The organism is Pseudoalteromonas sp. P1-25 (assembly GCF_001401805.1).
Taxonomy (GTDB): Bacteria; Pseudomonadota; Gammaproteobacteria; order Enterobacterales; family Alteromonadaceae; genus Pseudoalteromonas.
Genome location: NZ_LKDW01000019.1, coordinates 1 through 23,058, shown reverse-complemented (window position 1 = coordinate 23,058; position 23,058 = coordinate 1). Strand labels below are relative to the sequence as shown.

Annotated in this window: 23 protein-coding genes and 1 tRNA gene; 16 read left to right on the top strand and 8 right to left on the bottom strand. The window is 39.8% G+C overall.

What is annotated here, in order from left to right:
* Window positions 1-26 precede the first annotated feature (26 nt).
* From AN393_RS12475 to AN393_RS12450, 6 genes are all read left to right on the top strand, one after another.
* Window positions 27-419: a hypothetical protein gene (locus AN393_RS12475; RefSeq protein ID WP_055018234.1), complete on the top strand. Its 393-nt coding sequence runs from the start codon at window positions 27-29 to the stop codon at window positions 417-419.
* A gap of 5 nt (window positions 420-424) precedes the next feature.
* Window positions 425-607 carry a hypothetical protein gene (locus AN393_RS12470; RefSeq protein WP_055018233.1) on the top strand — a complete coding sequence of 61 codons (183 nt, stop codon included), beginning with the start codon at window positions 425-427 and terminating at the stop codon, window positions 605-607.
* Entirely contained in the window at window positions 600-1,514 is a 915-nt protein-coding gene (locus tag AN393_RS12465; protein ID WP_055018232.1) for a hypothetical protein, read from the top strand. Before AN393_RS12470 ends, AN393_RS12465 begins: the two co-directional genes overlap by 8 nt.
* 382 nt (window positions 1,515-1,896) lie before the next feature.
* Window positions 1,897-2,526: a hypothetical protein gene (locus tag AN393_RS12460; protein WP_161804169.1), complete on the top strand. Its 630-nt coding sequence runs from the start codon at window positions 1,897-1,899 to the stop codon at window positions 2,524-2,526.
* 730 nt (window positions 2,527-3,256) lie between these two features.
* Window positions 3,257-3,571: a hypothetical protein gene (locus tag AN393_RS12455; protein WP_055018230.1), complete on the top strand. Its 315-nt coding sequence runs from the start codon at window positions 3,257-3,259 to the stop codon at window positions 3,569-3,571.
* A gap of 261 nt (window positions 3,572-3,832) precedes the next feature.
* Window positions 3,833-6,592 carry a response regulator gene (locus AN393_RS12450; RefSeq protein WP_055018229.1) on the top strand — a complete coding sequence of 920 codons (2,760 nt, stop codon included), beginning with the start codon at window positions 3,833-3,835 and terminating at the stop codon, window positions 6,590-6,592.
* Between the two features lie 19 nt (window positions 6,593-6,611).
* On the opposite strand, the gene AN393_RS12445 is transcribed toward AN393_RS12450, so the two are convergent.
* A complete protein-coding gene (locus AN393_RS12445) occupies window positions 6,612-7,301 on the bottom strand; it encodes a DUF1826 domain-containing protein (RefSeq protein WP_055018228.1) in 690 nt (229 codons plus the stop codon).
* Window positions 7,301-8,500 carry a zinc metallochaperone GTPase ZigA gene (zigA, locus tag AN393_RS12440; protein ID WP_055018227.1) on the bottom strand — a complete coding sequence of 400 codons (1,200 nt, stop codon included), beginning with the start codon at window positions 8,498-8,500 and terminating at the stop codon, window positions 7,301-7,303. Before zigA ends, AN393_RS12445 begins: the two co-directional genes overlap by 1 nt.
* Window positions 8,501-8,746: 246 nt before the next feature.
* Between zigA and AN393_RS12435 the strand changes: the two genes are divergently transcribed.
* The 8 genes from AN393_RS12435 to AN393_RS12400 all read left to right on the top strand — a co-directional run bounded on the left by AN393_RS12435 (window position 8,747) and on the right by AN393_RS12400 (window position 14,146).
* Window positions 8,747-9,832: an alkene reductase gene (locus AN393_RS12435; RefSeq protein ID WP_055018226.1), complete on the top strand. Its 1,086-nt coding sequence runs from the start codon at window positions 8,747-8,749 to the stop codon at window positions 9,830-9,832.
* A 186-nt stretch (window positions 9,833-10,018) separates the two neighbouring features.
* On the top strand, window positions 10,019-11,101 hold the full coding sequence (locus tag AN393_RS12430) for an RDD family protein (protein WP_055018225.1): 1,083 nt from the start codon (window positions 10,019-10,021) through the stop codon (window positions 11,099-11,101).
* Between the two features lie 83 nt (window positions 11,102-11,184).
* A complete protein-coding gene (locus AN393_RS12425) occupies window positions 11,185-11,436 on the top strand; it encodes a type II toxin-antitoxin system Phd/YefM family antitoxin (protein ID WP_055016136.1) in 252 nt (83 codons plus the stop codon).
* Complete coding sequence (locus tag AN393_RS12420; protein ID WP_055016135.1) at window positions 11,426-11,716, top strand: type II toxin-antitoxin system RelE/ParE family toxin; 291 nt, start codon at window positions 11,426-11,428, stop codon at window positions 11,714-11,716. The genes AN393_RS12425 and AN393_RS12420 overlap by 11 nt, the downstream gene beginning before the upstream one ends.
* Before the next feature lie 82 nt (window positions 11,717-11,798).
* Window positions 11,799-12,665 carry an alpha/beta hydrolase gene (locus AN393_RS12415; RefSeq protein WP_055018224.1) on the top strand — a complete coding sequence of 289 codons (867 nt, stop codon included), beginning with the start codon at window positions 11,799-11,801 and terminating at the stop codon, window positions 12,663-12,665.
* Between the two features lie 30 nt (window positions 12,666-12,695).
* Entirely contained in the window at window positions 12,696-13,289 is a 594-nt protein-coding gene (locus AN393_RS12410; protein WP_055018223.1) for a hypothetical protein, read from the top strand.
* A 19-nt stretch (window positions 13,290-13,308) separates the two neighbouring features.
* Window positions 13,309-13,758: a hypothetical protein gene (locus AN393_RS12405; protein WP_055018222.1), complete on the top strand. Its 450-nt coding sequence runs from the start codon at window positions 13,309-13,311 to the stop codon at window positions 13,756-13,758.
* Between the two features lie 43 nt (window positions 13,759-13,801).
* Window positions 13,802-14,146 carry a hypothetical protein gene (locus tag AN393_RS12400; RefSeq protein WP_055018221.1) on the top strand — a complete coding sequence of 115 codons (345 nt, stop codon included), beginning with the start codon at window positions 13,802-13,804 and terminating at the stop codon, window positions 14,144-14,146.
* Window positions 14,147-14,231: 85 nt separating this feature from the next.
* Here AN393_RS12400 and lnt read toward each other — a convergent pair whose 3' ends face one another.
* The 5 genes from lnt to miaB are packed head-to-tail and all read right to left on the bottom strand — an operon-like array spanning window position 14,232 to window position 19,697.
* Window positions 14,232-15,782: an apolipoprotein N-acyltransferase gene (lnt, locus tag AN393_RS12395; RefSeq protein WP_200909043.1), complete on the bottom strand. Its 1,551-nt coding sequence runs from the start codon at window positions 15,780-15,782 to the stop codon at window positions 14,232-14,234.
* Window positions 15,763-16,647 carry a CNNM family magnesium/cobalt transport protein CorC gene (gene corC / locus AN393_RS12390; protein ID WP_004589463.1) on the bottom strand — a complete coding sequence of 295 codons (885 nt, stop codon included), beginning with the start codon at window positions 16,645-16,647 and terminating at the stop codon, window positions 15,763-15,765. The genes lnt and corC overlap by 20 nt, the downstream gene beginning before the upstream one ends.
* 22 nt (window positions 16,648-16,669) lie before the next feature.
* The gene (ybeY, locus tag AN393_RS12385) at window positions 16,670-17,128 is read right to left on the bottom strand and encodes an rRNA maturation RNase YbeY (RefSeq protein ID WP_024033864.1); all 459 of its coding nucleotides are present in this window, start codon (window positions 17,126-17,128) and stop codon (window positions 16,670-16,672) included.
* 4 nt (window positions 17,129-17,132) lie between these two features.
* Window positions 17,133-18,191, bottom strand: coding sequence for a PhoH family protein (locus AN393_RS12380; protein ID WP_055018219.1), 1,059 nt, complete (start codon window positions 18,189-18,191; stop codon window positions 17,133-17,135).
* 57 nt (window positions 18,192-18,248) lie between these two features.
* Window positions 18,249-19,697 carry a tRNA (N6-isopentenyl adenosine(37)-C2)-methylthiotransferase MiaB gene (gene miaB, locus AN393_RS12375; protein ID WP_055016128.1) on the bottom strand — a complete coding sequence of 483 codons (1,449 nt, stop codon included), beginning with the start codon at window positions 19,695-19,697 and terminating at the stop codon, window positions 18,249-18,251.
* 244 nt (window positions 19,698-19,941) lie between these two features.
* On the opposite strand from miaB, the gene AN393_RS12370 reads away from it, so the two are divergent.
* Both AN393_RS12370 and AN393_RS12365 read left to right on the top strand, forming a co-directional pair.
* Window positions 19,942-21,123 (top strand): FAD-dependent monooxygenase, encoded by a 1,182-nt coding sequence (locus AN393_RS12370; protein ID WP_055016176.1) that lies wholly within the window; start codon window positions 19,942-19,944, stop codon window positions 21,121-21,123.
* Window positions 21,124-21,268: 145 nt separating this feature from the next.
* Window positions 21,269-22,858: a bifunctional diguanylate cyclase/phosphodiesterase gene (locus AN393_RS12365; RefSeq protein WP_055016127.1), complete on the top strand. Its 1,590-nt coding sequence runs from the start codon at window positions 21,269-21,271 to the stop codon at window positions 22,856-22,858.
* Window positions 22,859-22,862: 4 nt separating this feature from the next.
* On the opposite strand, the gene AN393_RS12360 is transcribed toward AN393_RS12365, so the two are convergent.
* Window positions 22,863-22,937 (bottom strand) — tRNA-Gln (locus AN393_RS12360).
* Window positions 22,938-23,058 lie beyond the last annotated feature (121 nt).

Here is a 23,058-nt window from a genome sequence, read left to right as displayed (position 1 = left end):
TAAAATAATAATTAAAAGGATAATAAGTGAATAGTGACATACGGACGAAGTGGTTAATTTATACTGTTTTGATCGGAGTATTACCGATTTTATTGAGGTTATTGTTGACTACTTGGGGAGTGAAAATATCCCTTTTTAGTATAAGTGACTTTGTTGCATTTGGATTTGTTCTTCATATTTCAATTTTAAATGAAATTGAGCACGTTATAGGACAAAGACAGTGGAAAACCTTTCAAAATGGAATTTCTATTGCTGCAATTTTCATTTATGGGTCTTTTTCATGTGTTCTGATGTTACACGAAAGTGGCTTTAAAGAAATTGACTTAGATGGAATCAAAGTATCTGCATACATAGCCGCATTCGTATCACTTCTAACTAGTTTGAGTGTGTTTTTCAGACCAAATAGGGTTAGAGGGTAAAGTCGATGAACATAAATCTAATTTTATATATATTAGTGGCTATTTTTGTCCTTTCAGGAATTACAGTTTTTATTTGGTCATTAGTAGACACAATTCGAGTGCGCTCTTCTGCAGAGTACAGTGAAATAAGAGAAGAAAAAATAAGAGCAGCTAAAGAACGCTTTAAAAATAGGAAAGACAATGATTAAGAATTTTATATATTTAGATGAGCCAAAATTATATTCATTTTCATCACAATTATTTGAGGGGGTGACTGAGTATGTTTTGGATCGGCATAGTTTTGAACATGAAGACAATGATACTCAAAAAGGGAAATTGGCATCTGGTAGAGTAATTGCAAATGTCATTAAAGAGGCTTCAGCTTCTACAACTAAAAAGTTTTTGCATGATCATTCATTTAACTTATTTGAAAAAGAAATAGAAGAAAGTGAAAGAGTGTTGGATGTAACTAACGAGACCTTAACATTTAATGATATTGCGAAATCTGACAAATCATTTATTCGGATTAGAGCTAAAGGTAAGTTTGTTGACCTGCTTGAAATAAAATCGCTATTTAGTAACTTCAGTAATATCAGTGATGCATTAGCAATATTACCTTTAACAGGTGAATTACAAGAATTTGAAAAGAAAAAGGCCGAAAATCCTAGAAGCCAAGCCGTTAAAAGCCTTCAATCTCAGCTAGATAAGGTAATTCAAGATAGAAGTGCTGAACTTGGTGCTACGATGCCGAAAAGATCAGTAAAAGGTTTTGAAACCATAATAGATAGCTTTGGTGATGCTATAGTTCGCTTTCAGCAAGAAGTTAATAATGTAACTTTTTCAACATGCTTATCTCAGGAGTATCTGAGAGATTCTCTTAAAACTATTTATCGTAAATATTCTAGGAAAACAGCTAAAGAGTTTGTCGTCATTGGTTTCATAAGTCATGCTGATGGCACCCAAAGCGCTGATATAAAAAATATTTCTGAGGGCGCAAGTATGCTACAGCATATGATAGGCATGGCTGAAAATATGTATGAAATAGAACAAACTTTTACCGGTAAATCTGAAAGTGAAATAATCATAGAACCTATAGCTATTTACACTGAGCTTTAGGCATAATTTGTACCGTACTAGGGGGCGGGCAGACTTCGATATTATTTTTTTAAACATTATCGCAAGCTATGGTTTTTTTGCGCTATATCCACAAGAAAAGATAACAAACACATCTATGAATAGTATCTTAAGCTTGGTTGGCGCTCGTTCCTCACTAATTTAGCCAAGCTTAATTAGTCTTCTATACGGGGTTATGTGATAAGAGTGGAGGCTGGTGTTGTCATATACATATGAAGATCTTATCTTAGGTTGTCAGTATCCGATAGTCGGGATTAATAAAAATAGTAAAAAGTGGGAATTAATCGGGACTTGTGTTCTCATAAATGTCTGCGGAAGGTATTTTCTAGTCACGGCCGCTCACGTGGCCAATGAAAGGCATAATGTGCGTGATAAACTTTTATGGTTGTGGAATCATGCGGATGGTGTAAAGACTACCATTAATGAAGATATTGTTTGCATACCTTGTAAAGACGTCAAGCATCATGCTGACGTTGCAATTATTGAAATACGTATTTCTGAGTATCCTAATTTAAACCAGAAACAAGCTATAAACCTAGAGTATGTTGCTAAGAGTTTAGATGTAATTGAAGACTCCTTGGGCTTTATCGTTACAGGTTATCCTAGTTCGAAAAACAAGCATGCTGGAGATGTTACAAAAAAGCCTAAAATGTCTGTAATTACAACCAAAGGAGGGGAGTCGAAAGGCTATCCTACGACAATTGAGTTGGATTACTATAATGAAATGCTTGCTGAGAAGGGAATGGCATTGCCAAAGCCTCAAGGTATGAGTGGAGGTGGTGTATGGAAAATAACAGACAAGGATAGGTCTCTGAAGTTAGTTGCTCTGTCAGTCGCATGTATAGCAAGAGAAAAAAAAGTAGTAGCAGTGAAAATCAGCTTGGTGCTATCGTTGATTAAATTCTACTTTCCGGGAACTGTTTTAGATTCAATGGACTTACCAATTAAAGTAAAAGGTGATGATTTATTCATCAAAGTTTTTGTGCCAGTGTAAACCATTTTCCAAACTGTTTAAGAGTGATTTACAACGCGTAGCATGTTTACTTTGCGTTTTATAAAGCTGTATTTGGTAGCTTTATGCCATCTATTGCTTCAATACTATGCCAATATACACTTCACTTACCACGCTGTAAGTTAATAAAACCGAGTTTGGTTATGTCAACTTATACTTCAAACAACATTTGGGTGAAAATACATTCCTTTTTAAATTATTCCTTAATAACACCGTTAAATATTAAGTATTACGATTGTTGTTTATCTAATATTACTGCTCTCCCATTTGGGTATATTTCTACCTCAGCAACTTATGAATCTAAATTACTACCAATCCGCAATAATACTTAATCATTTTGCGGGGCTAAACGTGTCGCTATCTGCGTTAAAAAATTTTCATTCACGACTGCATGGATGCAGAAGGTAGAGCAATGCAGGAGCAATTGGCGAGAACAACTAAATAGCGAATTTTTTGCCTTGCTATCAACACGTTTATCCATCCTCAAAATAGATCGCTTAATTATGCGAATTGGTATAACTTGTTGTTTACAGGTACTTATCCGAGGGCTAAGATGAATGCAGTGTGATATATGGACATTTCTCGGTTTATAGTGGCACAGTAATTTATTCGATGCGAGGCTTTTTTAATGTATGTCGTGGTTTTGCTTCGCCCTGTTTTATAGTCAGTTGTTGCTTATTAATTTTGCGCCGTTGTACACCGTGGAGGATTTATGCGTATCATTTTTACATTCACACTGTTTTTATTCTTGCCATTTACTGCATTAGCAGATGAAACAATCACTATTTATGTAAAAGAATCGAATTACTTAACCAGCAACTCCAAAGTAAAGCTCACATTTTCTGAGTTAGAGGGTAAATTAAAAACACTAAATGTTTCAACAGTAATACTCGATGTAGACTATTGCGCAGGCCCAGAAACGTTAGCTAATGCCTATTTAGCAATCGCAAATGCTAAACCTATGCTTAAGGATATTAAGTTAAATTTAAGTGGAAGCCATAACAAGAGTAAATGTAAAAACACATAACACGCTTTTTGAGTGCGTTCAGAAGCCTAAATTGCTCAATATTTAGCGCGCCATATATCCTACCTTTTATGAGGGTGGCTAATTGCACACCTTTTCTTTTAAATAATTTTGCTACCTAAGGTTGTTTGTTTTTTATAGGGTGTAATGTTTACCTGTTCCTGATTTATTGCAGCTAGACAACCTTTGTCTTGTACGTAATAATGTAAAAATTACATTAATTTTAACATGTAAAGTGTTAACAAAGTGCCCCAAGGTTAATTAATGCCACAAAGAAGTAAGTGGACACTCGCTGTTTTATTAGGGTTATTAGGCGGGTTAGTAAATCTCTCGCCATTGTATTTTTTCGACAGCTCCGAATTTTTGTTTGGGCAATTGTTTGTTTTATGCAGCTTGGTATTTACTGGACTGCGTTACGCGTGCTTAAGCCTTGCCATTGTTTCTGGCTTTTTACTTTATAGGTGGGGCCATTGTTGGCCGAGTATTGTGTATTTACTCGAGCTTTGTTGGCTTTATGTTTTTTGTTTACGCCGCTCTAAACCTATCCTTCCTCTGGGCAGCGTATTTTGGTTATGTATAGGTTTACCCTTTGTATGGGTTATAGGCCAATTTGTTATTGGCTTAGCTTGGTTAACGCTCATAGTCGCCATATCAAAGTACTTAATTAATGCGCTAATAAGCTTAGCAGTGGTTGATTTATTTAGCGTATTTGTACCTTACGCTAGCCGTGCGTATCAGGGGCGGCCGCTGGCAAAAATTTTAAGCTATGTGGTTAGTGTCATTATTATTTTAGTGGTATTGCTAACCAGTGTTATTTTAGTTAACGACCACCATGCGCGCTTAGAGTATGAAGTAAACGCACAACTAGAAGAAAAAGCCGAGTCTATTAGCACGCAATTAAATGATTATTTAGCATTTCATAGAAACGCCATTGTTATGAGTAGCGATGCCATAGGGGCAGGGACCCCCAGCAAGATGCAGCTTGAGCGACTCATGTTTTTATTCCCAGGTTTTACCACCAGCTTGTATGCAAACCCCGATGGCTTTGTAGAGCTTAGTTCGCCTAACGATTTAATTAAAGGGCTTAGCCTTGCGCAGCGCAGCGTTAAAGACAGAGCATACTTTACCCAAGCGCAGGACCATCCACTTGGTTACACCAGTGGTGTGTTTCAAGGGCGCGGCCTAGGTAATGAGGCTATTGTAGCGCTCTCTGCGCCTATTTATCGTAACAACACGTTTTATGGTGTAGTAGAAGGGTCTTTAAAGCTAGATCGCTTGGAGCGATTTATACCCAACTTATTTGAGTACACGGGCGACTTAGTGGTGCTAGATGCGCATCAAAAGGTGGTATTTAGCTCGATTGATGAATTTAAAATACTGAGCCATTTTAGCGAACAAGGCTTTAACACCAGTAATTTAGGTGATAAAAACTTATTTCGTTCAACTAAAAACGAGGTGTACCATAGTTCTCGGTATATTGACTCGCAAAACAATTGGCAAGTTATTACCTTTTACAACCGTAAACATTTAAGTATGGCGGTGGCAAAAGCGTGGCTTCCTACCATTTTGCTAAGTGCGATACTGATGATTTTAGTGGTTATTTTTATACACCAACTTGCTAATTTATTAGTTCAGCCAATTACTAGTTTAACTACGTTAATGCAAAGTTTTAGTAAAACCAAAACGCACACGTTTAATACAGACTCCAGTTGGCATGAAGTATTACAATTGCAGCAGCAATTTGAACTATTGGCCAACGCTCTCCAGCGTTCAATAGAAAACCTGCAAGCATCTAATACCAGAAACCAAGGATTAAATACTCAACTTAGCGAATTTAATCAGCAGCTAGAAAGCAAAGTAACTGAGCAAACTACAGAGCTTAAAAAAGCGGTGAATAGGGCTAATTTAGCCAATGTAGCTAAATCGCAGTTTTTAGCGAACATGAGCCACGAGTTGCGTACGCCTATGAATGGTATTTTGGGCATGGGAGAGGTGTTACTGCGCGATAATTCATTAACTGATGAGCAACGTGAGCTGTTAAATACACAGCAAAAAAGTGCACAAAATTTACTGAAAATTTTAAACGACATTTTAGATTTTTCTAAAATAGAAGCCAACGCAATGGAAATGAGCCCGCGGGCTACTAATCTTGCGCCGTTTATTGCCAATATAAAATCGTTGTTTTCGCCTATTGTAAGTTCGGATCAAGTCGAGTTTATTGTTGAGCAAAGTGACAGACTGCCAGATTGCGTAAAAGTAGATGATCTTCGCTTAAACCAAGTGATTATTAATTTGCTCTCTAATGCGTATAAGTTTACTGAGCGCGGTTTTGTACGTTTATCGTTTGATTATGAAAATGGGCAGCTTTTAGTAAGTGTAGCCGATAGCGGTATTGGTATTGAAAAAGATCAACAAGCGCTGTTATTTAGCGAGTTTACACAAGCAGATGTAGGTGTTGCACGTAAATATGGCGGTACAGGATTAGGGTTAGCGATTAGCCAAGGGTTAATAAAAAAAATGCAGGGTGAAATTACCCTTAATAGCGAGCCTGGCAAAGGCAGCATACTAAAGTTTTACGTGAGTGCACCTAAAGCACAGTCAAACAAACCAAAGCCCGTTAAACAACAACAGTCGCTGCCAAATTTGAGCGATAAAACACTATTATTAGTTGAAGATAACCCCATAAATCGTCAAGTAATTGCAAAAATGTTAGAGCCCACTAAGGCAAACTTAGTAATGGCAACCGACGGTATAGAAGCGCTGAAAGTACTTGAAGGCAACCGATTTGATTTAATTTTAATGGATTGCCAAATGCCTAATATGGATGGCTACGAATGTACCCAAACGATTAGGGCTAATGAGGTAAACACTAAAGCTCATGTCCCTATTGTGGCGATTACTGCTAATGCCTACGAAGATGATAAGCAGCGTTGTCTAAGCGTAGGTATGGATGACTTTGTTTCTAAACCGGTTAATACGCAAGGCTTGTATGATGTAATCACCAGGGTGATAAACGCGCACTAGTTTATCACCGAAGCAAATTTTAAATAAAATCGAGAGTGAGCAATAAGCGTTGCTCGTTTGCAGCGACCGGTGGTGAGCGGTGCACTAAGCCTGCGCCTTCGTTTTCGTCCCAGTATTCACCTTTAAGTAGGGCAACATCGCCTTGATTTAGCTGATTAATATGGCTGGTTGATGTAAATAAGCCAGACTCTTCATCGGGCTTACCTAAATTACCAGCCCCCAATTTTGAGCGGTCTACATCGCTGTGATTTAGCCACTGCGTTGCAACCCCTTGATAAGTTGTTACTAGTCGGCATGGAATTTTGTCTACATGAAAACGCGGACACATGGGCTTGTTTAACACTTTTAGCCTTAAACCCACACGTTTTAAATCAAACAGGCAGCAAAACATTTCAATGAGTAGGGCTATATCTTCACATAGCGCTTTAGCTTCATTGTAATTTTGTTCTGTTGGCTTTAGCGCTTTAATTAATTGATCAAACGCATTATCGGGCGATAGTGCAAGTTCAAGTGGTTTTAATGCATTTGTATTTATGAGCGTATTAACCGCCTCTGTTAATGTGCTTTCGAGGTTTCTTTGCCAAACCGCAATGTTGATATTTTCGTTATAAATTTGCGGTAGCACGTTGGCATCACTATTTATAGCTGCACGTCTATGTAGTGGTTCGGTGGGTTTTACTTGCGCTGATAAAGGAGCTAGGGCGTTCATTATAATTCCTCCCAAATTGGAAACGGATCGTTGTAGGTTCTCCAAAAATCTTTACCTTTAAGTACGGCATCTTCAGGCAGTAGGCAGTCATCTAGCGCTTTAATCATGGCTTGCTTATTTAATGATTGACCAATAAACACCAGCTCTTGGCGCATATCGCCAAAGGGTTCTACCCATTTGCTGTTTATATCGGCAAGTAGCTCAGGATCGGTTGGCCAGTCTTTTTTAGGGATGGCTTTATAAAACATGCCTGCAAACCCATAGTGGGCAATGCCGCCTGCTTGGTTCCACTGGCCGCAAAATAGCGGGCGTGTGGCAAGCCAAAAGTAGCCTTTAGAGCGAATGAGCTTGCCAAATTGCTCAGTACCGTGCAAAAACGTATAAAACTTTTCAGGGTCAAACGGGCGATGGGCAATGTAATTAAAGCTGCTAATATCGTATTCTTCAGTCTCTGGGATGTGCTCACCGCGCATTTCTTTAAGCCAGCCAGGGGCTTGTTTTGCGCGTTCAAAGTCAAAAAGGCCGGTGTTAATTACTTTATTAATATCAACTTTTCCAGCTGATATAGGGATGATTTCAGCTTGGGTATTGAGTGTGTTTAAAATAGCTGTGAGTTTATTTAATTGTGCTTTGGTGACTAAGTCGGTTTTACTTATTAAAATTACATCGGCAAATTCAACTTGGTCAATAAGTAGATCGGTAACGCTTCGCTCGTCCTCTTCACCAAGGGATTCACCTGTATCTTGTAAGTCGTTAGCTTGCTCGTAATCAGTTAAAAAATTAACCGCATCAACCACCGTTACCATAGTATCAAGAGTGGCAATATCTCCTAGCGATACGCCATTTTCATCAGCAAAGGTAAATGTTTCGGCAACAGGCAGTGGCTCAGAAATACCGGTTGACTCAATAACGAGATGATCAAAACGACCTTCTTTTGCAAGTTTGCTTACCTCTAACAGTAAATCTTCACGCAGCGTGCAGCAAATACAGCCATTACTCATCTCTACGAGTTTTTCATCGCTGTGACAGAGCGATATATCGTTTTTAATAGTGGCGGCATCTATGTTTATGTCGCTCATATCGTTAACTATAACAGCCACTTTTTTAGCTTGGCGGTTGTTAAGAATGTGGCTAAGAACGGTTGTTTTACCAGCGCCTAAAAAGCCTGATAACACTGTGACGGGCAGTTTATTTATCATTTAATTTTACTTACTAATATGTATTTATTGGTATGTTATATTGTATCAATTAAATATTCTAGCCGTAGTATGCTTTTTTAATGAATGTAGTTTTACTAGGTACTTGTAAGGAAATAGATATAATTTTGGAGGATTAGTAACCGTTCGTTTTTTATTGCAAATTCGACAAAACTATTTTGCATTTTTTGTTGTTTTTGAATTTATTCAAACGCGTTACTATGAGCGCCATCAAACTTAGGAGGCATTATGACATTACTTTTTTCACCAATAGAACTTGCAGGTAAAACGTTAAAAAACCGCATTGTTATGCCACCAATGACACGCTCGCGCTCCACGCAGCCCGGCGATATAGCAAACGATTTAATGGCCACTTACTACGCACAACGCGCAAGTGCTGGGTTAATAGTTAGCGAAGGCACACAAATTAGTAAACTTGGCAAAGGTTACGCTTGGACACCGGGTATTTATTCAAACGAGCAAGTAGCAGGCTGGAGTAAAGTAACTAATAAAGTACATAACGCTGGTGGCGTTATGTTTGCTCAGCTTTGGCATGTAGGGCGAGTAACACACAGCGATAACACAGGGGGCGTGCAGCCAATATCAGCATCGGCCATTGCAGCAAAAGGCGTAAAAGTATTTGTAGATACTAACGGCGAGCCTGGCTTTGTAGATACTCAGTTACCGCGTGAGATGAGCAAGCAAGATATTACACACGTAATAGGCGAATTTCGCCAAGCGGCCATAAATGCAGTAGACGCAGGCTTTGACGGCATAGAGCTACACGCCGCTAATGGCTATTTAATTAACCAATTTTTAGACTCGCAATCAAATGCGCGTACTGATGAATATGGTGGCAGTGTACAAAACCGTTTGCGCTTTTTAGTTGAAGTAGTCAATGCAGTAAGTGATGAAATTGGCAGTCAAAAAGTAGGTGTAAGGCTTGCGCCACTTACCACGCTTAACGGCACGGTTGACGATAACCCAGAGCAAACATATTTGGCCGTGGCACACGCACTAAATGATGCTGGCGTAGGTTATATGCATATTGCTGAAGCCGACTGGGATGACGCCCCTTTAATGAGTGTGGAGTTTAAACAGGCTATTCGTAAAGCGTACAGCGGGGTATTAATTTATGCAGGTAAATACACCAAAGAGCGCGCCGATGAAGCCCTAGCACAAGGCTGGGCCGACATGATTGGCTTTGGCCGCCCGTTTGTGTCTAACCCAGATTTACCAGCACGTTTAGAGCAAGGTAAACCGCTAAATAGCCACAACCCCGACACTTTATTTGGTGGCGCAGAGCAAGGCTATACCGATTACCCAACCGCTTAATTATTTATAAATAAAGTATTTTAAGGGCTGCATGTATGCAGCCCTTTTTTTATGCCGGTAAATCAATACTTTTAACTTGAGCTAATACCAATCTGCAAAATAGATCACTTAATTAAGCGGATTGATATAAAAATAAAAAGCGCGTAAGTTAAATAGCTTACCCACTTTAAAAACATAAAAATAAAAATGAAAACCAAAGAGATAGAGCAACTCGCGTTATCAGACTCTGAAACCAAAGACGTGATCACCCCATATGCCTTTAAAATTGACCAAGCGTTATTAGGTATTCCATTAGCGAGCCCAAGCAAACGTGCAATGGCGATGACTATTGATGTCACTTTGATATTTATGGCCGCTAAGCTAAGCGCCACTTTAATTGCCTTTGTGGCTGCCATGGCTTTTTATAAAGGCACTGCGCAGCAATACCTGCCAAAAATGTCATCGTTTTGGCGCAGAGCCCTAAAACTTTTTGCAGCGAGCTTTTTATTTGTAAGCGCACTCACCGTGCTCTCATTAGCGATAGATTTTTTTGAAGGCGATACCGCTATACAAACATCTCAAATAGAAAAAGCACAGCAAAACGATGAGCTAAGCGTGCATGATAAAGCAATAATACGCACCTATTTAACGCAAACAGACGACAATAAAAACTGCGATGATGCGTGCCAAAGCGTTGCTCGTGCTAATTTAGTTAGCCAATTGCCCACGCTTGCTGAAATTGAAAATGTTGGAGGAATTGAAGTTACACGCACATTATTGCACTTAATGGCCATATCTGATGATGAGCCCGTTGCGGCAGATGATTTTAAAAATAATGAGACAGAGCTAAAGAGTATTTCGGGCGAAATAACTCATAAAAGCAATATCACTGAAAAAGCAGACACTAAAAGCGAGAAAACCAAACCTGTCACCAGCATTTTGCAGTGGGGCAAAGGCATTATTCAAGACCTAGGCCTTGGCTTTGGTTGGGCCGCCGTTTATTTTACGTTGTTCTCGTTATTATGGCGCGGGCAAACACCAGGTAAAAAAGTATGTAATATCCGCGTAGTAGCACTAAGCGGTGAGCCGTTAGGTATGCTTGATTGCTTTGGCCGATACGGCGGTTACGGCGCTGGTTTTGCCACGGGCTTATTAGGCTTTTTACAAGTATATTGGGACCCAAACAGGCAAGCCATTCAAGATAAAATATCAGCGACAGTGGTTATTCAGGGCAGTGTGAACCAGGTTGTAAATACACAAACGCTAGAAGAGACTTTAAAAACTACTTAGAAAATAAGTAATTATAAAATATATAGCTTTAGATAAAAAAAGGGCTAAAATAAGATCTTAATTTAGTTCTTTATAGGTGTTATATGAGACAGGTTTTAGCTGATTGTTCAGCAAGTATTTCAGAACTTAAAAAAAACCCAACCGCGCTTTTAAATGAAGCAGATGGCGCTGCAATAGCCATATTAAATCATAATAAGCCTGCAGCGTACCTAGTGCCTGCACAAATGTATGAGCAACTAATGGAACAATTGGATGATTATGAATTAACTAAAGTTGTTGAGAGCCGCAGAGGCGATTTATCTCAAGCGGTTGAAGTTAATATAGATGACTTATAAGTTAAAGTTTTTACCAGCAGCCTTAAAGGAGTGGGAAAAACTCGCGCCATCACTTAAAAGCCAGTTTAAAAAGAAACTTGCTGAGCGCTTAGATAACCCCCACGTGCCAGCCTCAAAGCTACGCGGCTTTGATAATGTTTATAAAATAAAATTGCGTACGGCAGGGTACCGCCTTGCTTATGAAGTCATTGATGACGAAGTTGTGGTGTATGTACTCGCAATTGGTAAACGCGATAAAGATGCAATATATAAAAAGTTAGCCTCAAGAGCTAAGGAATAGCATAGTGATAAAAGCGGTGTTTTGATTGTTGAAAGAAGGGCGTTTCTTCTTGGTTTGCTATTAATTTAATACAAGGATATGTATGAAAGTCTTATCAATAATATTTTTATATTTATTTTTTACAATAAATGTAAATGCCTCAGAGCCTATTACTTTAGCCAAAACCTATCAGCTTAGGTCTGTTATTTTAAATGAACAACGCAGCTTTAGCGTTTATTTACCGCCAAGCTACAATCAAAGCCCCAACCAGGTATACCCAGTTATTTACTTGCTCGATGGTGACCACACACATCTAAAAGCCGTAGCCGGGCTAGTCGAGGCACTTAGTACTCAGCGGCTTGAGCAGCAAATACAGCAAGCAATTATAGTCGCCATTCCAAATAGTAAAAATGCGATAAGAGAGAGCGATTTTACCCCAACCAATGTTGATTGGACATTTAACGGGATGCTACTCGAAAAGTTTGAAAATATTGGCAACGCTGCAAACTACAGCGCCTTTTTTGAAAAAGAACTTATTCCACTGATTAATAAAAATTACCGCACATCAACTAAACGCGTATTAATAGGTGAGTCTTTTGGCGGCTTGTTTGCCAGCTATGTATTGCTTAGCAATCATGCGCTATTTAAAGATTACTTAATTATTGATGCAACCTACCTGTGGGATAACAACTACCTAAACCGTTATTTTGATGAGAAACAGCTTATAAATAAGCCGCTTATAAATAAGCCGCTTAATGGCAATGTATATTTTACCTTTGCAAATAACGGCGAAGCGTTTGGCGAAATTGGTAAAGCAAATTACAAGTGGGGCTTAGCATTCGCTAAAAAGTTAAAAGCACACTCAAGTGATAATCTAATTATAAATCAACGCTACTTTGAAGATGAAACTCATGGCACAGTCGCAGCGCTTAGCTGGTATTATGGGTTTAAAAGCATACTTAAAAGATAATTTCACCATAAAAATTAAATGAGACTTTAATTGTTAAATGTAAAGCATAAAGAGCTTCATAAAAGCTTTGTATATTTATTAATTGCATGCGTACTAACGAGTTATCTAGCGTTACTTATTACGTGGTACGAGTTTAACGATCCGTCTTTCATTGCAAATAAAAAATTACATATTATAGAGGTGATAGTATTACCTATATTAACCATGGCAGTAATATATACATTATTTAAAAAGTATAGGTGTGATGACAACTTTAATTATTTAATGACTAATCACTTTTTTAAAGGCAGTAAGTTAGTAAAAGGTTTTTTGATAGTGATGTACCCTTGTTTAATATATACAGCGTTATGGAATTTAAGCGTAGTTCCCATCTTATATTATGCTGAAAATAATTTAGGGGAACCATGCTCTAAAGAATATTTATTAACCGATGTAAGTGCCTGTACTATAAATGATGAGCAGCAATGTATAAGGTTAAACCTTATTGATTTATCCTCTGGCGAGGAACGCTCATTTAGATGGTACTTAGATACGCACAAGCTACAAAAAATTAGAAATAAGAGAATAAACTTAGTCGGTGAAAAAAGTTACTTTGGATACATCGTTAATGAAATTCAGTGGTAAAAAATTAAAAAGGAACTAAATGAGTACTAATTTTAATGAGACTTTAAAAGGCTTTTTTTGGGGAGTAGGGTTTGTAATAGCAACGCTAGGTGTCATCAGTGTATACGCGCTTACCATAGCTGCTGAGGTGGATAGTGGATTTAAAGAGCTGGTTTCTAATAAAGCATTAGATAGCGCGTCTGATTTAAGTAATGATTACAAACTTACCCTTTCTGATATTTTTAAAGAAAATGGGCGCGTAAGAATTACTGCAGAGTTAAAAAATACAACCAACGAAAGCATTTATGCTGGTGGTGTTATTGCGTCCACATTTGATGAAAACGGAAAGTTTGTTGGAAATTGTTTAGGCAAAAGCGATGACATGTTTATAGAACCAAGTAAGAGTAGCTATATTGATATTCACTGTAATTTACTGAGCCCACAAGCGAGAAGAGTGCACTTCGCCGAACTAAAAGTTAAGTGGTTTTGATATTCTTTCTATGGGATTTTAAGAACAAGTGAAAGTGTAGTTTATGGCAAATAAATTATTTAGTTGGCAACGGGGTCGACAAGCGTCGGGCTACGATAAAATGTTATTGTGCTACATGCTCTTCCCTTTTAAATTTGATGCTTACTTAATTAAATTCCCGCAGGGGAGTGAAATAAAACCGCATACCGATAAAGTTAAAACTGGCAGACATTTTAGGCTTAATATTGTATTGAAGCATGCTGCAAAAGGTGGTGAGTTTTTGTGTGAAAATCCAATTATGAATTACAGCCGAGTTAAACTTTTCAGGCCTGATATTGAGCGGCACCAAGTATTAAAAATAGAGCAAGGTACTCGCTATGTTTTAAGCATAGGTTGGATTAAAAAGTAATTTGTGTAGGTTGGGTAGAGCGAAGCGAACCCCAACAGGACACCTTTCTTTCAATAGCTGTTTTCACACAGTTATCAACCCTATTTTATTTCCTAAATCTAACCCCAAATCCACCAATCACTAATAACAACACAAATCCCCATACAAACACATTGCCATATTGGCTGTATACGCTGTCGCCTTGTATAAGCTTTATATTGGCTTTCATGGTCGCCGCTTCAAACTGTGGCATGGTTTGCTGTGTGTGGCTTATTGGGTCGTATACGGCGCTTACGCCATTGTTGGTAACACGTACCAGCGGGCGTTGTAACTCTAATGCGCGCATGCGGGCTATTTGCATGTGTTGCAATGGCCCGATGGAGTCGCCAAACCAGGCATCGTTACTTACCGTAAAGAGTAAGTCTGAGTCGCTTTGGTAATTACCGCGCACTAAATCGGCAAACACGATTTCGTAGCAAATGGCTGGCAGCAGGTTAAAGCCATTGGCGCGTAAGTTGTTTTGCACTCTATCGCCACGGGTAAACGATGACATAGGTAAATCAAACAATGGTGCTATAGGGCGTAGTATATCCTGAAATGGTACAAATTCGCCGATAGGTAACAACTGGTGCTTACGGTAGCGGTTTTTGTCTAGGTAGCGGTAATGGCCGTGCTCGTCGTTGTGCTCTTTATTACCGACCACAATAAGGGTGTTGTAAATGGTTTTGGTGTCGAGCTGGTAGTCAACAATACCGGTTACTAACGCGGTTTTATTAAACGAGGCCGCGCTGTCTAAATTGGCTAAATAGGTGTCGGCCAGGGCTTCTATTTCGGGCACCGCGGCTTCGGGCCATACCACAAGATCAGCATCCCAATGTGGGCGCGTTAGGTCTTGGTACTTACTCATGGTGGTCCAAAACTCGCTGGGTTCAAAGCGCAGGTGTTGTTTTATATTACCTTGCACCAATAAGGTCGACATTTCTTTGCCAGAGTAGCGATTATTACCGGTATTTAATGCGCCAATAACGAGTAACGCTAAAGCGGCTGCGCTTATTAGTGGGGTTTTAAACTCTTTTTGGGTGAGCCTGTATAAGGCAAAACCAATGGCTACACAGGTAAGCGTTAAGCCAAATTCGCCAATAAAGGGCGCAAGTAGCCTTAGCGGGCCATCTGTTTGTGTATAGCCAAAACTTAACCACGGAAAGCCGGTTAGTAAGTGCCCACGTAAATATTCACTCATGGCTATGGTGGCAATGAGCAGTGCAACCATGCTTTTAGGGCCACTTGCAAAGCGAGTTGCAGCCCAAAACGCGAGTGCTGGAAACAGCGCTAAATATGAGCACAGTAAAGCCATTAACGAGAGCGACGCTATAAGCGGCATGCCGCCAAAAGTAGCAATAGATACATGCACCCAGCTAATACCTGCGCCAAACCAGCCTAAGCCAAATATAAAGCCATATTTAGCGGCGCTTTTTGCGTGCGCTTTGCCTGTGTTGTTTGGGTTGATACAAAAAATAATGGCGGCAATGCTAAAAAATGCGATGGGCCAAATTTGGTAAGGGGCGTAGCCAAAAGTTAAAATAAGGCCCGCAACCAGTGCGAGCCATGCTTTTTTATCTTTTACTAACAGGGTGAGTTTAGTTAGTAGTTTCTTCACTGTCGTTTTCATCAACCTTAGGAACGGTGACTTGCAGTTGTAAAATACGACGGTTATCAGAATTAGTTACTTTAAACTGATAGTCGTCTATTTCAATTGTTTCGCCGCGACTTGGCATATGGCCAAATGCGTGTAGTACCGTACCGCCAATGGTATCGGCTTCATCGGTGCTGTAACCTGTTTTAAAGTACTCGTTAAAGTCATCAACAGGGGTGAGCGCTTGTACTACGTATACATGCTTAGCAAGTTGGCGAATGTCTTGTTGATCTTCTTCTTCGTCGTGCTCATCTTCGATTTCGCCAACGATTATTTCAAGAATATCTTCAATGGTGACAAGGCCCGACACACCGCCGTATTCGTCAATGACAATTGCCATGTGATAGCGTTGCTGGCGAAACTCATTTAGTAGGGTATCTACGCGCTTGCTTTCAGGCACTACCATGGCAGGGCGTAAATATTCTCGCAGTGAGGGTAGGTGCTCGTCTTTATTTAAAATAAGCGGCAGCAAGTCTTTTGCGAGCAAAATACCTTCAACGTGGTCTTTGTCTTCACACACCACCGGAAAACGCGAGTGGGTAGAGTCGACCATCATGGGGATCAAATCTTCAAGGGGGCTGTCGACCTCAAGTGTGACCATTTGTGAGCGCGGGATCATTATATCGCGCACTTTAAGCTTGGATACACCAAGCACACCTTCAATCATTTCTTTGGTTTCTGGGTCGATTACGTCACGCTCTTGCGCGTCGGCAATTACTTCAACCAGCTCTTCTCTATTCTGGGGTTCCCCTTGCAACATTTGGGCTATGCGGCCCATCCACGTTTTGCCAGAAGAACCCTGGCTAGATTGCGAGTTATCGTCGCTCATTGCGTCTAAATGCTCCGTTAATTTAAATTTCGTCCCGGTATGGGTCAGCTATGTTTAGCTCTGCAAGTAATTGCTTTTCTATGCTTTCCATCTCAAAAGCGTCTTCACTCTTTATATGGTCAAATCCAAGTAAATGCAAGCATCCATGAATAACCATATGGGCAAAGTGGTCATGAAATGACTTTTCTTGCTCGATTGCCTCGGCCAATACAATGGCTGGGCAAATTATTAAATCACCTACTAATGGCAAATCAATGCCTGGCGGTGCTTCAAATTCGAACGACAACACATTGGTGGGTTTATTTTTACCACGGTAGTCGTTGTTTAATTGTTGTGATTGGGCTTCATCGCTTATAACAATGCTCAGCTCCGACTCATCACGAAACTTACTCAGGGCTTTATCGGCCCACAGTGCAAATTGTTCTTCGCTCGGGAGGTTGTCAAACTCACAGGCTATTTGTAAATCTAATTCGGTGCTCACAATATTACTCTTTAGTAGACGGCGTCTGTTGAGCGGCAAGTTGCTCTTTGGCTTTTTGCTTTTCTATACGCTTTAGTCGCTCGCTTTCGTCATTACGCTCGTAGGCTTCTACAATACGACCAACTACAGGGTGGCGAACTATGTCGTGCGATTGGAAAAAGTTAAAGCTAATTTCTTCAACATCGCTAAGTACTTCTATTGCGTGGCGAAGGCCTGAGCGCGCACCGCGTGGCAAATCAACTTGTGTTATATCACCCGTTATTACTGCTTTAGAGTTAAAGCCTATACGGGTTAAAAACATTTTCATTTGCTCAGCGGTGGTATTTTGGCTTTCATCTAAAATAATAAATGCATCATTTAATGTGCGTCCACGCATGTATGCAAGTGGGGCAATTTCAATAATGTGTTTTTCAATCAGTTTTTCTACTCTTTCAAAGCCAAGCATTTCAAATAGCGCATCGTAAAGCGGGCGCAGATATGGGTCGACCTTTTGGCTTAAATCGCCTGGTAAAAAACCTAGTTTTTCGCCGGCCTCTACCGCAGGGCGGGTAAGTAATATTCGACGAATTTCTTGGCGCTCTAGGGCATCAACTGCGGCGGCAACAGCAAGGTAGGTTTTACCTGTACCGGCAGGGCCAATACCAAAGGTAATGTCGTGGTGCAAAATATTAGCAACATACAAACCTTGGTTATCGTTTCTGGGTTTAATTACGCCACGGCGGGTTTTAATAAACATTTCTTTGCCGTAGGCACTTTGCGGCACGTCTTGTTCTAGGGCTTTTGATTCGGTAATGGCTAAATGAACGTCATCGGGCTCTATTTCACCAATTTCACCACGAACAGGCTGAGTATCAACATAAAGGTTTTTTAAAATTTCTACGGCCGCGGCACTTGAGTGCAATTTACCTGTTACTTTAAAAAAGTTGTCGCGGTGGATTATTTCAACACCTAGGCGGCGTTCAATTCGTTTGATATTTTCGTCAAACGGTCCACATAAAGAAGAAAGGCGTTTGTTGTCGGCAGGTTCTAAATAAATCTCTAATGTTTTTAACTGATTACTCAAAATTACTTCCTATTCGGGTGCGCCAGTAAGCGTTACTGGCGCAATGAATTTATACAACTACGGTACGAAAGTAGCTACGCCAATTTCGTTGGTTGTATCGATTTTTGGCTCCACGCTTGCCGCTTTTGTTAAAATAGCTGAAGGAGCAACATCACGACGTAAGTTCATTTCTGATTCTGTACGAATTAAATCGCCACGTAAAGAGTTTGGTAACGCTTCGGTGATACGTACATCAACAAACTGACCGATCACTGTGTGTGGGCCAACAAAGTTAACTACACGGTTGTTTTCGGTGCGGCCACGTAATTCCATTGGGTTCTTTTTAGAAGGACCTTCAACTAAAATACGTTGCTCTGTATCAAACATTTGGCGGCTAATTTGCTGTGCCATTTGCGTAATGCGATTTTGTAGTAGGTATAAGCGCTCTTTTTTCTCTTGCTCTGATACGTCATCAGGCAAGTCGGCGGCAGGGGTACCTGGACGCGCACTGTAAATAAAGCTAAAGCTCATATCAAAGCCAATGTCGTTAATCAGGTTCATGGTGGCTTCAAAGTCGGCTTTGCTCTCACCTGGGAAACCAATAATGAAGTCTGACGACATGCTTAAATTAGGGCGAATTTTGCGTAGTTTACGTATTGTTGATTTGTACTCAAGCGCTGTATGACCACGTTTCATTAAATTAAGAATACGGTCTGAACCACTTTGCACAGGTAGGTGTAAGTGATCTACAAGCTCTGGTACATCGGCGTAAGCATCAATAATATCTGGCGTAAATTCAACCGGGTGCGAAGTGGTGTAACGAATACGGTCAATACCGTCAATTGCTGCTACGTAACGAATTAAATCAGAGAAGTAACAAATTTCACCATCGTGTGTTTCACCGCGGTATGCATTTACGTTTTGGCCTAGTAAATTTACTTCACGTACGCCTTGCTCAGCAAGTTGTGCAACTTCTAATAATACGTCATCTAATGGGCGGCTAACTTCTTCACCACGGGTGTAAGGTACAACACAAAAAGTACAGTACTTAGAACACCCTTCCATTATTGATACAAATGCAGACGGGCCTTCTGCTTTTGGCTCTGGTAAGCGGTCAAATTTTTCAATTTCTGGGAACGAAATATCAACCACCGATGAGCCTTTGTCACCTTGCACTTGTTTAATCATTTCTGGTAAACGGTGCAGAGTTTGCGGGCCAAAAATAACATCAACAAAGGGGGCACGCTGGCGAATAGAGTCACCTTCTTGTGAGGCAACACACCCACCTACACCAATAATTAAATCTGGCTTGTCGTCTTTTAACAACTTCCAGCGGCCTAATTGGTGAAATACTTTTTCTTGCGCTTTTTCACGAATTGAACAGGTATTAAGTAAAATAACGTCGGCGTCTGCTGCTTCTTCCGTTAGCTGGTAGCCGTTGGTTGAATCTAAAAGATCAGCCATCTTCTGAGAGTCGTACTCGTTCATCTGACAACCCCAAGTTTTGATATGCAGCTTTTTGCTCATTGAAATATAGCCTCGTGTTCAATTCGGTAGTGGCACAAAAATGTGCTTAAAACGGGATTAAGGAGCAAGGTTGCTCACTTAAAGGACGCGTATTTTAGCTGGATACCCGCCCAGATCCAAGTATAGTTTTCATGTTTGTGATCTCAAATCAATACATAGGCAGTTTAATAGCGTGATAGTTATATACTCTCGCATACATCCTGTGAGTTACGGTACAATCAAAACAGTTTCACGTATTAACCAAATGATGAAAAACATGACTAAAAACAAAGTGATTGTTGTAGGCGCAGGGATGGTCGGAGCGGCCATGGCAATAAAGCTTGCTCAGCAAGGAAAATCAGTACAAATAATAGAAAAAAAACTGATAAACGCCGACGCTATTTTAGCAAGTGAACAAGTAGATATTCGAGTATCGGCTATTAATCGTTTTTCAGAAAACTTGCTGGATGAGCTAGGGGCTATGCCTATTTTAAGGCAAAACCGTTTAGCGCCTTATCAGCAGTTAGAAGCGTTTGAACGTGGTGGCGACAACCTATTATTTGATTGTGATGATATTAATACCTCGCACCTAGGCCACTTAATTGAAAACAATTTAATACAAGCAAGCCTTTGGCAGCAGTTTGCACATTATAACATTGAGGTTATTGAGCAATCAGCTCCCTTAACGGCTATTAAGCAAGATAGTGCGTCAATCACCCTTATTTATGGCGATACCCATTATACTGCTGATTTAGTTATAGCAGCTGATGGTGGGCAATCACAGCTACGTGCAAAAGCTAATATTGGTGTAACGGGGTGGCAATATCAGCAGCATTGCATGGGTGTACTAATAAAGCTTGATGCGCCGCAGCAAGTAAAAACATGGCAACAATTTACCCCTACAGGCCCTATAGCATTTCTACCGATGCAGGCGCCCTACGCAAATTTAATTTGGTACGACAGCGCTAGCACCTTACAAAAGTTTAAAGGATTAACGGCTGAGCAAATTAAGGCGCATATTTTAAATAAATTTCCATCCCTTGCTGGCGATTTTGAGGTACAAAGCCATGCGGTATTTCCGCTTACTCGCCAGCATGCAAATAATTACTCTAATGGGCGAGTAGTGCTAGTGGGTGATGCAGCACACACAATTAATCCATTAGCAGGGCAGGGCGTTAATTTAGGTTTTCAAGATGTGGTTGCTCTGGCACAGGAGCTTGAAGGTGCTGATGATATTGGCTGCCCGATAAAGCTAAAAGAGTACGAGCGAAGCCGCCGTAAGGCTAATCTGTTAATGATGAGCATGATGGATGCGTGTTATTTTGGTTTTTCTAATCACATTACGCCGCTTAAATGGGCGCGTAGTCAGTTTTTAAAAATGGCTAACAATACCGGTCCTTTAAAAAACTGGGTATTAAAATATGCCATTAGTGGAGAGCTTAATTAAATCAACTTAAGTGATTGGCTAACTGCACAAATGCACAGCCAATCACTCCCCTTCTGACGTAACTAGAACATCTGCTATTAATTTATTCCGTTATTACATTTTTTTGCCATACTCAAACTACTAATCAAATAAAAGTAGTGTGTTTGTGGATAATTTTTTTATTTTTATACTCATCGTTGGCGCTTTGCTATTAACGCTTAGTATTGTGCCTACAATAAAAATTTGTAAAAAAACTAACCGTGTATCGTGGATTTTGTTACTAGCGCTTATTTTTAGCTTTATAGTGGGTTATTGGTATGTGCTTTATTATTTTGTAAATAACGATATTGACGGCTTTATTGCAACGAGTGTATCACTCATTTTGTTTGGCGGCGGGGCTTTTGTATATTTAGTTATTCAGCTTAGTTATAAAAGTATTTTAAAAATAGACCGCTTTGCAAAGCGCCAACGAACCCTTGCCGAAAACGACAGTTTAACCGGCCTTCCTAATCGAAAAAAGTTTTTCCAAGTGCTTAACAAACACGTTAAGTACGAGCCTTCGTTTTATTTAATGCTGATAGATTTAAACCGCTTTAAGTCTGTTAATGACTCATACGGCAATAAAGTAGGGGATATGTTGCTCAGCATTTTTTCGAAAACTCTCAGTCATAATATTATCGGCATAGCTAAGCTATATCGTTTGGGCGGCGATGAATTTGCACTTATTATTGATGACTCAACTAATGAGACTGTTGATTTATGCATTGAAGCGATAAAAAAATCAACCAAGCATCCATTTCACATTTACGAGCACAGCTTACGTGTCCACGTTACTGTCGGGATAACCACCTTTGCTAATCATTCGTCGCATGCTAATGAGTTATTAAAACAAGCTGACTTAGCACTGCATGAAGCCAAAGCTACGCACCAACTGTACGTACATTACTTTGAGGCGCTGAGCGCTCGTGCTAACGAGCTTTCAAATATGACCTCGCGTATTAAACAAGCGATTCAGAACCATGAGTTTGAGCTTTACTTGCAACCTATTTTTGATGCTAAAGCTAACGAGGTACATGGTGCAGAGGCATTAATACGCTGGCCGCAAAGCGATGGCTCGTTTATCAGCCCTGAAGTGTTTATTAGTATTGCAGAGCAAAGTGGGCTGATATTGAATATTTCAAAATGGGTACTGCTCGAAACAATAAAACATTTAAAAGCGTTAAAAGCAGCTGGCTTTATAGGGCAGTTGCACGTGAATCTTTCAACTAAAGATTTAGAAAGCCCAGAGTTTTACGAGTTTGTTGAAGAGCTAGTAAAGCATGACCCAACACTAAGCGACGCGATTATATTTGAAATAACCGAATGCGCTATGATGACAAACCTAGAAGCCGCTCGCACAATGATGCAAAATTTAAATAATAGAGGGTTTGAATTTAGTGTAGATGACTTTGGTACTGGTTTTTCGTCTTTAGTATTACTGCGAGAGTTGCCTGTAAGCCAAATAAAAATAGATCAATCATTCATAAAAGATATGCTTACACAAATAGCTGATTATGCGATTGTTGAGTCGACATTGTTTTTAGCCACACGGCTTAATTGTAAAGTAGTTGCAGAAGGAATAGAAAATAACGATCTTAAACAAACATTAACGCTAATGGATTGTGATTATTTACAAGGGTATTATTTTAGCAAGCCAGTTAATATAAATGAATTTATACACAAATATGCTAATGAGGAAAAATACAGGATAATTTAGAAAGTGGCTGGGATACCAGGATTTGAACCTGGGAATGCCAGGATCAAAACCTGGTGCCTTACCGCTTGGCGATATCCCAACTTTAAATTTGGATGAGTTTTAGTTCTAATTAAGAACATGGTGCGGAAGGAGAGACTTGAACTCTCACATCCTAAGATACTGGAACCTAAATCCAGCGCGTCTACCAATTCCGCCACTCC